General features: G+C 41.1%; 14 protein-coding genes. 3 read left to right on the top strand and 11 right to left on the bottom strand.

The window, feature by feature from the left end:
- Positions 1-53 precede the first annotated feature (53 nt).
- The 11 genes from GSR62_RS06595 to GSR62_RS06545 all read right to left on the bottom strand — a co-directional run bounded on the left by GSR62_RS06595 (position 54) and on the right by GSR62_RS06545 (position 9,965).
- Positions 54-524: a restriction endonuclease gene (locus GSR62_RS06595; protein WP_066024063.1), complete on the bottom strand. Its 471-nt coding sequence runs from the start codon at positions 522-524 to the stop codon at positions 54-56.
- Positions 521-1,879, bottom strand: coding sequence for an SNF2-related protein (locus GSR62_RS06590; protein WP_066024062.1), 1,359 nt, complete (start codon positions 1,877-1,879; stop codon positions 521-523). The genes GSR62_RS06595 and GSR62_RS06590 overlap by 4 nt, the downstream gene beginning before the upstream one ends.
- The gene (locus tag GSR62_RS06585) at positions 1,860-2,141 is read right to left on the bottom strand and encodes a VRR-NUC domain-containing protein (protein ID WP_066024061.1); all 282 of its coding nucleotides are present in this window, start codon (positions 2,139-2,141) and stop codon (positions 1,860-1,862) included. The genes GSR62_RS06590 and GSR62_RS06585 overlap by 20 nt, the downstream gene beginning before the upstream one ends.
- Positions 2,142-2,385: 244 nt before the next feature.
- Complete coding sequence (locus tag GSR62_RS06580) at positions 2,386-4,644, bottom strand: phage/plasmid primase, P4 family (protein WP_066024060.1); 2,259 nt, start codon at positions 4,642-4,644, stop codon at positions 2,386-2,388.
- Complete coding sequence (locus GSR62_RS06575; protein WP_066024059.1) at positions 4,641-5,069, bottom strand: DUF7768 domain-containing protein; 429 nt, start codon at positions 5,067-5,069, stop codon at positions 4,641-4,643. The genes GSR62_RS06580 and GSR62_RS06575 overlap by 4 nt, the downstream gene beginning before the upstream one ends.
- Positions 5,070-5,169: 100 nt before the next feature.
- Positions 5,170-7,104: a DNA polymerase gene (locus tag GSR62_RS06570; protein ID WP_066024058.1), complete on the bottom strand. Its 1,935-nt coding sequence runs from the start codon at positions 7,102-7,104 to the stop codon at positions 5,170-5,172.
- A gap of 54 nt (positions 7,105-7,158) precedes the next feature.
- Positions 7,159-7,743 (bottom strand): DUF2815 family protein, encoded by a 585-nt coding sequence (locus GSR62_RS06565; RefSeq protein WP_066024116.1) that lies wholly within the window; start codon positions 7,741-7,743, stop codon positions 7,159-7,161.
- On the bottom strand, positions 7,724-8,863 hold the full coding sequence (locus GSR62_RS06560; RefSeq protein ID WP_066024057.1) for a DUF2800 domain-containing protein: 1,140 nt from the start codon (positions 8,861-8,863) through the stop codon (positions 7,724-7,726). The genes GSR62_RS06565 and GSR62_RS06560 overlap by 20 nt, the downstream gene beginning before the upstream one ends.
- On the bottom strand, positions 8,863-9,171 hold the full coding sequence (locus GSR62_RS06555; RefSeq protein WP_066024056.1) for a hypothetical protein: 309 nt from the start codon (positions 9,169-9,171) through the stop codon (positions 8,863-8,865). Before GSR62_RS06555 ends, GSR62_RS06560 begins: the two co-directional genes overlap by 1 nt.
- Positions 9,158-9,358: a hypothetical protein gene (locus GSR62_RS06550; protein ID WP_066024055.1), complete on the bottom strand. Its 201-nt coding sequence runs from the start codon at positions 9,356-9,358 to the stop codon at positions 9,158-9,160. Before GSR62_RS06550 ends, GSR62_RS06555 begins: the two co-directional genes overlap by 14 nt.
- Positions 9,359-9,434: 76 nt before the next feature.
- Positions 9,435-9,965, bottom strand: a complete 531-nt coding sequence (locus GSR62_RS06545) for a hypothetical protein (protein WP_066024054.1) — start codon at positions 9,963-9,965, stop codon at positions 9,435-9,437.
- 383 nt (positions 9,966-10,348) lie between these two features.
- Between GSR62_RS06545 and GSR62_RS06540 the strand changes: the two genes are divergently transcribed.
- Genes GSR62_RS06540 through GSR62_RS06530 form a run of 3 tightly spaced genes read left to right on the top strand, consistent with a single transcriptional unit; the run spans position 10,349 to position 13,629 of the window.
- Positions 10,349-11,380, top strand: coding sequence for an ABC-three component system protein (locus GSR62_RS06540; RefSeq protein WP_066024053.1), 1,032 nt, complete (start codon positions 10,349-10,351; stop codon positions 11,378-11,380).
- Entirely contained in the window at positions 11,370-11,813 is a 444-nt protein-coding gene (locus GSR62_RS06535) for an ABC-three component system middle component 2 (RefSeq protein ID WP_066024052.1), read from the top strand. The genes GSR62_RS06540 and GSR62_RS06535 overlap by 11 nt, the downstream gene beginning before the upstream one ends.
- Entirely contained in the window at positions 11,806-13,629 is a 1,824-nt protein-coding gene (locus GSR62_RS06530; protein WP_066024051.1) for an AAA family ATPase, read from the top strand. Before GSR62_RS06535 ends, GSR62_RS06530 begins: the two co-directional genes overlap by 8 nt.
- The last annotated feature ends 18 nt before the right edge of the window (positions 13,630-13,647 follow it).

Raw genomic sequence — 13,647 nt, 5'->3', positions numbered from 1 at the left:
ACACTATCAGTATAGCACTGGGAATTAAGAAGTGTGTTCACGTTTTTACCTTCTTAATGGTGGCTACCATAGAGTAGGAGGGTCAAATGGTCCAGAGCTTTGTTCTTCTTGTTGTAGGCGGTGGTCTTAGCGATGAAGTACTTGTTCATCAAGACTGTAAGGCCGTGGTTGAGTGACTGATTGGGGATGCGGTAACAGGAATCTAGGACAAAGCGTTCCTCGTCGGTGAGCTGCTGCCAAGCGGGTTCAAACCAATCAAAGTAGTCGCGAGCAACTTGGTAGCGTTCGTTGACCTTATCTAGTTTAGTGATGCCAGAGATTAAGCGGGTTTCAGTTGCATTGTCATTACCAGTTCCATTAGGGATGCCACCAAGTTTTGGAGATTGTAGGTGGAGCATCTTTTCTTTAATTTTATGAACTTGGTTTTGATAGTCATTGATGATGAACTGCATGTCATTATAGTCTTTGAGCGCGGCGACAGTAGCTTCACGCTTGTCGAGATAGTTCCACATGATATTAGTCATTGGTTAACCACTCCTTTTAAGTTAGCTTTGACAGCATTGATTAAAGCTGTTTGCGTTTTATCTTTTCGCTTCAAGGCAGCAAGAATATCTTCATCAATCGTGCCTTGGGTGACGATGTGGTGGATGACGACCGGATTAGTTTGTCCTTGACGCCAGAGCCGAGCGTTGGTTTGTTGGTAAAGTTCCAGACTCCAAGTTAAGCCATACCAGATTAGAGTAGAGCCACCAGCTTGTAAATTTAAGCCATGCCCAGCCGATGCGGGATGAATTACACCGATAGTAATCTTTCCTTGGTTCCAGTCGGTAATGTCTTGGTTGCTTTTAACTTCTCGTACTTCAAAGCGTTGCTTGATTTTCTCCAGATCATGTTTGAACCAATAAGCAATCAATACTGGTTTACCGTTGGTAGCTTCAATCAAGTCTTCCAGCGCATCAAGTTTTCGTTCATGAATTACAACCTGATTTTTATCACTGTCATAAACAACTCCGTTAGCCATTTGCGAAAGCTTGTTAGAAAGGGAGGCTGCATTTAAAGCATCGATTTGTTTGCCTTGGGTAGCGACGACTAACTGTTCGCGCAAGGTATTGTAGACGACAGCTTCTTTATCAGAAAGTTGAACTTTGACGGTGTTTAACGTGAGCGGTGGCAACTTTAGGTAATCTTTGGACTTCATAGAGATGGTGATGTCACTAATTTGTTGGTAGATTTGTTGTTCTGCTCCAAGTTTAGGCTTGTAGGTAAAAATCATATGCTGGTTACGTTTGTCGGGGTCAAAGTAGGTAGTGCGATAGTGACTGATGTAGCGCCCTAAACGTTGCCCCATATCAAGGACCCGGAATTCAGCCCAGAGGTCCATCAAGCCATTTGATGATGGGGTTCCAGTTAAACCAACGATTCGTTTTACCCGAGGGCGAACTTTCTTGAGACATTTAAACCGTTGGGACTGATAGGATTTAAAACTAGATAGCTCATCAATGACAATCATATCGTAGCAAAAGGGAAAGCCAGACTCTTCAACTAACCACTTTAAGTTTTCACGATTAATGATGTGGAGATTGGCGTCTTTTTGGAGGGCAGCTAAACGTTGTTGCTTAGTTCCCGTTACTACTGAATAGGTAAGCTGTTTTAAGTGGTCCCATTTCTTAATTTCAGCGGGCCAAGTATTTTTAGCCACTCGCAACGGGGCGACGACTAAAACCCGGTTAACTTCAAAACGGTTATAGATGAGGTCGTTGATGGCGGTCAGGGTAATTACGCTCTTACCCAGACCCATATCAAGTAAAATCGCTGCAACAGGGTGGTCAATAATAAAGTTGGTCGCATATTGCTGATATTCATGAGGATTGTATTTCATCCAGGATTCCTCCAATTTGATTTAAGTTGTCACAGCAATAGACTAGAAAACCTAGTTGCTGGAGTTGGTTGATTCGGTTGATTTGTAAAGGGCGGGGATGCTTGCCGGGTGCTTTCATCTCAACAAAGGCCAAGTGACCACCGGGTAAAAGGACAAGCCGGTCAGGAACACCGGCCATTGAAGGTGAGACAAACTTCAAGCATAGTCCGCCCCGTTTTTTACATGCTTTCACAAAGGAAGCTTCAATTTTGTTTTCACGCATACTTTTCTCCAAGTTAGGGAGGTGACATTAGGGCGACTGCCAGTAGTGATTATCACATCAAGGATTTAGCGGTGTTTATGACACCCCTGTCAGCCGTTTATCTATCCTTCCCTATACTATTTTTTTACTTTTTTCTCTTTATATACTTATTAGTAAAGAGGTGACAGAGGTGTCATAGAAAAGAAGAATGACCGTTGTTATCGGCTTTTTCACGTCTGATGAATGACACCTCAATGACGCCTCCTTAGGCTAGAAAATCAAAATCAGTGTTTTTCAAACGGACGCCAGTGATGAATCGTCCGTTGGTAGACCGCTTCCGCCCAAAGCCAGCAAACTTTAAGGCAGTATAAAAGTCGGCACTGTTTCGGATGTATTCACCTTGACGTTGGCAATAAAGGCGGTATTCGTTGTAAAACTCACCCGATTTTTCAGAATAGTTTGGGTCAATTTCGCAACATTCTTCAAGAAAGTTTCCGAGCCAGTCATTTTCTGCGTGGTAAGCTTTAATGGCATCTTTGACGACTGGAGGTACGGTAGGTTGGAAGTTGGCGGCAATAATCTTTTGGGCGCCTTCGATGATCCATTGCATGACTGCTTCCCCGGCATTTTTGGTTAAGTAGTCGGTGTAGTTTTTGATATCACTTTTACCAGCAATTTTGGCCTTAAAGGGGATGACAATCAGCCGGCGCCAGATACCATCGTCGTTGCCCCCAACCTTAGGTAGGTAATTGGTGTAAAGGACCAGAGTGTGGCTGGGGACAAAGGAGAAAGGTTTCATATATTTCTTTTCTGCGTAGATTTCATCGGTTGAGCAGAGCTGTTTAATGGTTGAGGTGTTGAGCCGTTTACCTTCTTCTAGTTCGGCTGAAATGATGAGTCGCTTACCCTTAACTTCAGCCATTTCGGGTTTGATATTACGGCGAACGCCAACGGTCAAGGCATCTGCGGACAGGTGGCCGGTATAAGAACCCATAACGTTAGCGATAGTATTCCAGAAGGTGGACTTCCCGTTACGCCCATCTCCATAAGCGATAATCAGGGCTTCTAAGAAAACTTGTCCGATTGCCACTAGACCAACTATTTCTTGGACATAATCAATCAATGCTTGGTCATTACAAAAGAATGTTTGCAAGGCCTCTTGCCAAAGGTCGGCTCCTTTGTTACTTGGGGAGAAGTCGGTCATCTTAGTAATCAGTTCTGAGGATTTGATGTCTTGTTTACCGGTGAGACCTTTTTTCAAGTTGTAGGGTCCAGCCGGGGTATTGAGTAGGAAAGGATCGGCGTCAAAGTCATTAATCTCACGGACAAGTTTAGGGCGCGAGTTACTCAAACAGCCGGCGATACCGCGCACGCTGCGTTCCTTAATCACAAAGTCACGAAATTGCTTAGCTGCTTCGTATTCTTCGTAGCTTTTGATCTGTTCCTCGCTAAAGGCTTGGTAAGCTTTGGCTTTACTCATGACCTTTAACATTTGGGCGACACCATTCTTTTTGATTTGGGTAGCTGCAGTGGCAACCAAACTATCCGCATAGGCCAGTTGTTTATCGGTGAAGCGTTGGACTTCGCCTAGGGCTAGGGCTTCCGATTCTTGCCAAACTTTACCATCAAACCACATGAAACCAGTTTGGTTGGTGTAAGTTACCCGATCCTGGCAGTAATTAGCAAAAGCATAGGTTTGACCAGTATCGGAGTAATCAGCTGGGTTGAGTTTTTCATCTTGTTGTCCGTATTGGGATGGTGGGATATAGCCGGGTTGCTTGGCTATGCGTGTCCCAAACTTAATGGCGCTTTGCCAAATGGTGCTAAGTTCCTGGTCAGCTAAAGGCGGATCACATTTAGCGACTTTATCCATAAAAGCCTGGTAAGCTTCATCAGTATTTCCAAGTCGCATAATGACCCGTCCGGCGAAATGGGAAAGGGTTGAGTTTCGGTTACCTTGGCTGATTGTAGTAGCGTGGTTAGCTTGGCTAAAGAAGCGCTGGCTCATGATAAATTGGTCGACAGTTTCATTTTCTTCAACCCAGACAATTTCTTGGTTCGTTACGCCAAAAACAAAACGGGCAGCGTCTAAAGCATTCCCGTCAAAGTAAGGGAAGAAGTTTTGAATTTCGTGTTTAAGTTCAGCATAAGTTTGAGCATTAGTCATTTCCTTAATCGGAAAGTAAACATGAAATTTTGGTCGGGGTTCTTTACCATGCTTGGCTTTCATATGATTACGACTAAAGGTAATTGCATGAGCAACACCATCAAAGTACTTTTGAATATCTTCGGGCTTTATCCAAGCAGTAGTGTCATCGGAGTGGTCGTTGTCACAATCCATGACGAGACAGTCAGCTTTGATAAAGTTAGCAATGTTACGCTTATGATTTTTAAATTCAGCACAGGTATTATCGGTTTTAATGGCAGTTAGTAGATCCTGCCTTGATGAAATTACGACTTGATTTGGGTAGAGGGTGTTGGCTTGGTTACCAGCAGTGTTAGCGGTAAATAGAGTGAACTTCATTTAATAACCTCCAAAGATTCAGTAAAGTAGCGGACGGGTTGATCTTTCTTTTGGGCTTTTTTGATTTCCCATTTCATATCGCCAGTTAACTTACCAAAGGCCCAGATTTCAGAGCACTTGCGCATCCAGACAATATCCATAAAAACGGCGGCGTTTAGCTCGTTATAATTGCGTAAGTTGAGGAAACGGGGCAGGTAAAGTTGCGGGCAAATGGGGATGCCACCACATTCATAAACAAAGCGACAGTAGTTTTCAACTTGTCGGATGACCTTGCGATTGTTCATGACAACGGCAGTATAAGGAGCACAGATGTAAATCATCGGACGATAATTGGGATTAGCTTGGTCTTTTTGCAGATTTGCAATGACTTCCTTAGCGGGTGCTAATAAGTCATGCGGGATTTCAAGCGATAGTTCTGTTTTCATCAAAATCAGATCCTTTCATTTTTAATTGCGAGAACGTAAAAAACCTCCTCACTGTTAGGACAGTCAGGAGGGAAAAATAAAGTACTTTTGAAAAAAATTCCTAATCTTTTTTGTAAAAGTCGGTGACAAAACCAGCGGCATTTAGTTTTAGGTCATTAGCCCAGGTCGGAACCGTGGCCATTAGCTTTTCAATCTTTGAAAGTGAGGTACCTTTAGGGGCTTCAATTACGACTTCATCATGGATGTGCATAACAATCTGATAGCCGGCTTGAGTTAGATTTTGCATGGCATTGGCTAGCAGGTCACGACTGGTGGCTTGAACGATATTTTCTACAAGCTTAGCGCCGTAAGTTTCTAGGCGCTCCCATTTTTTAGTGGCGCCGATTCCTTCATAGGTAATTGATTCATTCCCAAAACGATTAGTTCCAATTTTGGGTTTGACATAGCAAATCCGGCGACCGGATGGCAGGAAGATAAAGAGGCATCCCGACTGGCATTTAAACTTAATGCCATGGGTCTCAGTATCCAATCTTTGTTTGATACAAGTCGTCGCGGCTTTATCAACGTCCCGCCAAAACTGGACAATGTTTGGGCTAGCCTGACGCCACATATTAACTAGGGGTTGGAGATCATCTTCTTTAATACCCATTTTCAGAGCGCCCATTGCTTTTAAGGCTCCTACCGAACCCCCATAACCTAGGGCAAGTTCAGCGATTTTACCTTTTTGACGAAGATGACCATTTATCCCATGTTTAACCACCGGAACATGGAACATTTTGGTAGCCGATTCACAATAAATATCACCATTCTTGGTAAAGACCTCTTGGCGCCATTGTTCTTTAGCCAGCCAAGCAATTACCCGGGCTTCAACAGCTGAAAAGTCAGCAACATAAAATTGACAGCCCGGTTTAGGAATAAAGGCAGTGCGGATCAGTTGGGATAAGACGTCTGGAACTGAATCGTAAAGTAGATTTAGCGATGCCTGATTATTAGAACGGACGAGATCGCGAGCTTCTTTGAGGTCGGACATAGAATTACGGGGAAGATTTTGAACTTGGACCAAGCGACCTGCCCAACGTCCGGTGCGGTTGGCGCCATAGAATTGTAGTAGTCCATGGACTCGGCCATCGGAACAAAGCGCCGTTTGCATGGCCGTGTATTTCTTGACACTGGACTTGGAAAGTTGCTGGCGTAGTAACAGGACTTTACGGACGTCACCAGTTGCCGATTGAAGAGCGGAATCAACATCAGCTTTAGACAGTGAGGGAATGTCTAATCCTTGTTCGTGTAGCCAAGCCTTTAGTTGGGTCGGTGAATTAGGATTATCAAGGCCAGTTAGTTTCTGAGCTTCATCTAGGTATTGTTGGCGGAAACTTTGGTCGCAAGCAATTGCATTTTTGACAAGTACCTGGTCTAACATAATTCCGCAGTCATTGATTTCTTGGTCGAGCCAATAATTATGCCATTCTGATTCTTGGACCGGAAAGCGGGCGAGTTTTTGATTAATCTCAACTTCAACCTCAACGTCGCGTTGGTTATATTGCTTGAATTGTTGCCACTTAGCCGGATCGTGATAGGGCAAATTTCGCGTTCGTTGATGGTTAGCTTGCGTTGGTTTACAGGGAGTGCAGAAGTAGCGGACGAGATCTTTACCAGCTTCAAGTTTTTGCTTTTCCAAGCCTAGGACAGCTCCGACGCCTTTTAGCGAAAGGGGCAGCCCCAAAGTAGCAGCCCAGACCATAGAACAGTGCCAACCTTTTGGCTTTAGTCGTTTCCCAAGAAAGGAGGACAAGCAAACCCGTTCAAACTGGGCATTAAAGGCTGACTTGATGATTTCGGGCTTGGACAAGGCAGCGATAATTTCTTGGGGGATAGTTTCACCCTGGGTAAGGTCGACCACCTTAACCGGACCTTCATCGATGGCGTAGGAAAACAGGAGAAGCTGAAAGTCATCACTAGTGGCGTACCGATAAACGCCAGCTTTGGCTAGGTTGACCGATGAGTAGGTTTCAGTATCAATGGAGATTAATTGCATAAGTGCTCCTTTCAAAAAACGGGCAGGGTTAAAGAACCCCACCCATTTAAAGTCTTAGGCTAAAAAATCATTATCGTCGTCTAAAGAGGTAAAGTCGTCACTAGCTGAAGACTTACCCCCAAAACGTTCACCATCGCGAACCTTTTGAACATTGCCCAGACCACAAGCTACGCCCCGGTTGCCGTTGACGTTGAAGGCGTAGAAGTTCAAAGATACTCGAGCGTACATGCCACTGTAAATTTCTTCAGGATCAAGAATTGGTTGCAGGTGGCGGTCGACAATTTGTGGCTTGGAAATGGAGTTAGCATTTAAGAAGTAGCTGTCTTGGTAGGCAGCATCATCACGTTCAACATCACCATCGCGTAAAGGCGTTTTGATAGCTTTCATGTTTGGCATCTTGCCACCAAACTTTTCTAAGTTGTTCTTTACAGCGTTTTGGATGGCTGCTTCAATTTGAGCGAGAGTCTTGGTGTCGGACTTGGGGATAATAATACTTGCTGAGTATTTTTCCTTTCCGCCACCAAGCGGAGCAGCCGGTTCCAGTAGGTGGACATAAGAAAGCCGGGTGTTTAAACCAGTAACAACTTTAGTTCCGTTAAAATTAGTATTTGCCATAATGCTATACCTCCGTAAATTCATCTTGTGCATTAGTTGTGTCAACCGCTGGTCGCTTGTCGGAATTAGGGACAAGGGTTAGTTTGCCAGCCGGTTTGTAAATGTAGGGTCCCAGTAGTTCATCAAATTTCTTCTTTCCCATAACCTTTTCAAGTTTAGTAATAGGGAGTAGGGACTGCTGGTAAATATCAGTGAATCCATTGTCTCTTGCGATTTGAGCCACCTTAGCCTCATCTTTGTACTTTCTAATCGAACGACCTTCGACGACTTTAAAACCAGCCCATTGTTTACCATGATTGATGGTTAGATCTTGGGCATAGGCTTTAACTTGGTTGGCCCATTTGATTAGTTCATCAACGTTAGCGAGAACTTCTTCAATTTCGTCGTTGCTCATCAAATGGGGAGATTTGAGTTGCAGGTCTTGAAGCTTTTTGTATTGATCATAGCGAACCCGTAAGACCGCATTGCAATTTGAGAACTGCAGCCAAGGACCATACTTGACGACACCTTGACCATTAATGGCCAGTTCTGCTTTTTCTTTAAGTTCGGTCTTGGCCCAGTGAAGTAAGGTATCCGTTTCAAGTGACCAGGTCGATACGTTACCAATCCGAGGCTGAAAGATGGTCATCTTAATTGTGTCGGGGCGGTTGTAAAGCATGGAATAGTTGTTTAATGCTCCCAGCGCGTAAAGCTTCATTTGCGGATTGTTTTCCGCTGCCACTCGGACACCTTTACCATACTTAAAGTCGATGATGTGCATTAGTCCATCAGCGATGATGATACAGTCGCCGGTCCCAAAACCATCAGGAACATATTTTGAGAAATCTAGTCGTTGTTCAACTAGGACGGTTGTTCCGGGATGGTTAAGCTTGGCCTTTTGGAATTCCTCCATTACATAAGAACAGTAGTCGTCAGTATAAGCTTCCATGTCGTCATTATCAAAATCTGACGCCGGTCGTTTAACCTTGTGTCCCAGGGCCTCACGGAGTTTGTATTCACCTAAGGCATGGGCTGCGGTTCCTTCGGCTGCCATAGGACTAGCGTCTTTGGGAAAGTATTTTTCTAATTGCGGTAGCGGTGGAGCACTTAACCACCGGTGGGCGCTAGAGGCAGAAAGAGTCGCGTGAATTTTAGGGGATGCCATTATTGACCGACCCCCTGTGCTTCTAAAAAGAGGTCTTCGTAATCCTTAGGGTCAACATCAGATAGCTTTTCAGCACCATAAGTCTTGAGTAATTTGCGGATTTCATTTGAGTGACCTTCACTAGCCTTTTTGGCTAATTCCTTACGAACATCTTCAAGCTTGATTTCTGGCTTTGCGGGTAGTTCGAAGTCAGGTTCTTCATTTTTAACAGATTGTCCTTGTTCTAAGGCGATAACTAGCTCTTCAATAGTGTTGTTCAAGTTTTCTAGTTCATCTTTGAGATTGACTAGTAATTTAGTTAGACTCATGGTCGTGTTCCTCCTTTAAAGGTTGAATTTGTAGTCGCTTTACGCTGTCGTCAGGAGCAATAACCAACAAATGATCTGGTGTGCCTAACAGCCAACGCAGCAGGCGTTCCCGAATAGTCACGCGTTTTAAACTGACAGTCCCAGCTTGCGGGCATTTGGAAACGGAGATGGAAACTTGGTGTTCCATTTAAATCATTCCTTTCAAAATAAAATCAGTGGTAAGGTTTCGTACCTTCCACTGATAGGCCACTAGAGTCTAAAAATTAAACGAGTTTTGACCAAAATTTTTTGATTTTTTTGAAGAGAGCTTGTTTATGGTTGCTAAAGTTTTGAACTGACATATTGAGTTGGGCCGCCAATTTCTTATCCTTAAGCCGTTCTTCATTATTAGCGAGGGCATCGTAAACGAGCTGTTGAGGCTTAGTTAATTTGGGGTAGATGGCCATTAATTTTTGGTGATCTACCTTTTGCTTTAATAAACGTTCTTGTTCATCAAACTTATCTAAGTAGATGGTTTCTGGAGTTTGTACTGCAGCCGTTAGTTGTTGAAGTGGGTCCCCACCAGCTGAAATCAGTTTGTTGTCAGGGTCATAAGCATCCAGGGATACCTTGTGCCGGGTATTTCGGTGGTCGGCGTTATATTGATCATGTTTAAGGTCAAGGACAACCACAGCTTGGTCTGCCGTCAAGGTTACGATTTGTTTGCCCATATTTTTGAGGCAAAGCTCTACCGAACCATCTTCGTGCTTAGAAATGATTTTGACATCTGGGTTATTGAATGAATTATTTAACATAAAAACCTCCGTTTGGATCTGACTAACCCGAAACGAAGGTTTTAAAGGCAAAAAAATACTGGAAAAGTACGCTAAACAAGCCTTAACGAAATACTTCGTTACGGGCTGCAGCTGGCATACCTTCCAGTGGTAGTTAAGTTGCAAAAGTTATTAAATTGGCGATGACCTGGACGAGCTGTCTAGCTTTGACAGCGACCATCAATTAGGAAACAAAAAGTTTCAGAATTGATTTTGTGAAACAACACAAAAATGATAAAATTAAGAATACGGTGTAAGCTCTGAAGTTCTTTATTTCCTATGACTTTATGATATGTGAAAGTGAAATTTAAATACTCCAGAAAGTTACGTTAAAACTCCAAAAAAAGTCGGAGGTTTTGAGGGCATTGGTAAGATTTGATTTTGCTGAATATGCAATGATTTTGAAAAAATATATGATACATAAAAATGCCCTCGGATTAATCGGAGCATTATATGATTCAATAGTTGTGCCATTAGATTTGAAGAACGAAAAAGGACCGTATAAAGGAGAATCAATTAAAGTCTCGTCTGGTAGGGCTAGTGAATTAATGAACAGAAAAGTAAATCCGCATAAAAGCATTATTAGTCATTCGGGTGATCCTAGAGTTCAATCTAGAATTAATTCATATTTTGAAGACTCGGTAATCCCGTTATTAATGGGTAATAAGCTGGATGAACTATCTAATGCTCTAATCGGAACAATCAAGCATGATGCTGAAATTCCTGAGGATACAAAAAAACTTCTTGATAAATCAAGAAGTTCAGAGCTATCAGAATTTTTAGCTGAGTGTTTTCTGTATGTATTAACAGTGGATAATACCGGGAAACCTGCTAAGAATTTAAAGTCGATAAAAAATATTCCGCAAAGTACGCTATCCTATGATCCTTCTGACCACAAACTGCATATCGATAATCTTGAGATACCACTTTCGGAAAATTTGATTGTACCTGAGAAGGTAGGTGAAGAAGAGTTACCGTACTTAAATGCCTTATGTGAGGCCTATAGTGATAAATTGGGACAAACCATTACTGTTCAAAATGTTAAATCTTGCTCAAGTAAACGTGTAAAAATGGATTTTGAAGATGAACGCAACTACTTCAATAGTGTTCAAAGTAGGATACGTGGCATACGTGACGTTTATGCTGATACGGATGAGCAATATGAAATTTTAAAAAGAGAGGCGTATGAAGGCATAAAAGAGACCTATTATGATGACTACGATAATGGTTTCAAAAGACTTATGGGAGTTTTGAAAAAAATTACTAGTACAACATTGGATGTTTCCGATTTAATGAAAATTAGTAATTTAATTGGCAATGCTGAGAAGAAAGGCCTGTGTCATGTTTTAGTTAACGATGGGAAGATACAGACGTGGGTAGATATTGATGAATGGTAAGTTATTTAACGGCCCGATGGAACTGCTTCTGAGGGCTTTAATTATTTTGACAATAAAAAGTCCCTTAAATGTTGATCATATTTCTATGATTGACTTTGTTAGCACCTATGGAAAATATTTTGGGATATCAGAAAATAATCTTCATGGTGATAATGAATTTGGTCTTCAGGAATTTTCATTAAGGCGAGAATTGATGAACGATGCAATCCGACAAGCGGTCCTTAAAGGTTTAGTTGAAATCGTTGAGAATCAAGATGGATTTAGTTATAAATTATCTACTAATGGAACAAGGGTATATTCAGAAATTTCTAAGAGTATGTATGCTTTGGAATATTTTGAAAATGCTAAAAAGGCGAAAAATATAGTAGCCGTAAGCAATAAAGAGTTTATGGAGATAGTAGATAACAAATTATGGGGTGGTAGTATTGTTTAACGGCTTATTTGTAAAGTCAATTACAGCTTCTGGGCCAAATGTTGAAACTTCTACAGTGTTACTAAAAAAAGGATTGAATATAATATCTGGACCTTCAAATACTGGGAAAACAGGTATAGTTCGCTGTATATTATATGTTTTAAACAAACACTGGAAAAATGATGGTGAGAAGTATTTTCCATTTGCTGAAACATATGGGTATAAAGAGGTTTCAGTTGAATTTGTTAACGATGATGGATATGCATTATTTACGAGAGATATCGACGATAAAAAGGTAAATATTAAGAGTAATATACCAGGAATAAAAAATGGCTTAGTAAGTATCGGTGGCAAAAAGGAAAACCTAAATGATACTATCCTAAAGTTAATTGGAATTAGTGAGCGTCATCAGGTTCCGAAAAATGCAAAATACGCTACACAAAGCCTTACTTGGAATGGTGTATCTAGTCTTTGGTATCTTGACGAGGAGAGTATCACTCAGAGTAACCCAATTATGTTACCTGGGCAAGTAATTCAGAAAACAGCTTTTCTATCTTCGCTATTGTTTATGATAACGGGAAAAGAAATTGATATACCCGAGGGCGTCAAGGATCCTAAAATTAGTAAGGCTAAGAATGACGCTGTCAAATCACAGTTAAAAGTACAATTACAAGAAATCGGAGAAAAGACAAAAGAGTTATCAGAAACCCTGATTGCTTCTCCCATAAATAATATCGAAGATAAATTTAATAATTTATTGGAAGAAATTAATGGGGTAGAGAAAGCAGTATCTAATCAAATAAGTGAGATTAAGGAAGTTCAGAGTAATATTACAGAAATTAATCAAAAAGTAATAGATGCTACTGTCTATATTTCTAGATATGATGATTTAAAAACTCAGTATATAGCGGACATAAAGCGACTTAGTTTCATTGTAGATGGTGAAAAGGCGGTTAATAGTATTCCTGAAAACAAAGAATGTCCTTTTTGCCACCATGAAATTACTTCAATAGAAGGTCATTCGCACATAGATGCGGCTAATGCAGAGTTGGGAAGAATATTAGAACAACTGGATGGACTTAAAAAATCTACTGATAATGTTACGAATAAAAGAAAAAGGCTGTTGAGGCAATTAGAACATCTAAAAGAAAAAAGAGACAGCTTAAATGATGTTTTGAAGCAAGAGCTAAAACCGAAGTTAGAAAATTTAACAAATTTGAAAAAGGATTATCAGGAGTATATTAGCTTAAAAAGTCAGCTAGATGTTTATCTACAAATGAGTAGTGACTGGACTAATAGAATCATTGAGATTGAGAAAGCTAGTAAAAAAGTTCAGCAATATCATCCTAAAGAACATTTTCCAGATAACTTTGCGAATGATATTAGTAGTTACGCACAAGATATATTAACAAGATGTAATTATGGAAACTTGAATTCTGTAATTTTTAATCTTGATACTTTTGAAATTGAAATAAATGGTAACGAAAAATCAGAAGTGAATGGGAAAGGCTATAGGTCGTTTTTGAACACGGTAGTTAACTTGTCATTTAGAAGGTATATGGCACTAAAATCAGTCTATAAAACTGGAACAGTTATTATAGACACACCATTTTTAGGCCTAGATCAAGGTGAAGAGAATAATACCCCAGACGGATTAAAAAACGGGTTAATCCAGTACTTGAATAATTCCCAAAATGAAGGGCAAGTGATTCTTATTGAAAATTCCGATGCAATGCCATCGATTGATAATTTCAAGCTAGACGATATTAATTTCATTAAGTTTACGAAGAATAAGAACAAAGGAAGATATGGTTTCTTGTTGAATGTACCAAAATAATTAAGTGGAGATAGGTGA

Source organism: Ligilactobacillus animalis (genome assembly GCF_009933595.1).
Classification (GTDB): Bacteria; Bacillota; Bacilli; order Lactobacillales; family Lactobacillaceae; genus Ligilactobacillus; species Ligilactobacillus animalis.
The sequence above is the reverse complement of the archived record's forward strand: the minus strand, read 5'-3'. Positions and strand labels throughout refer to the sequence as shown.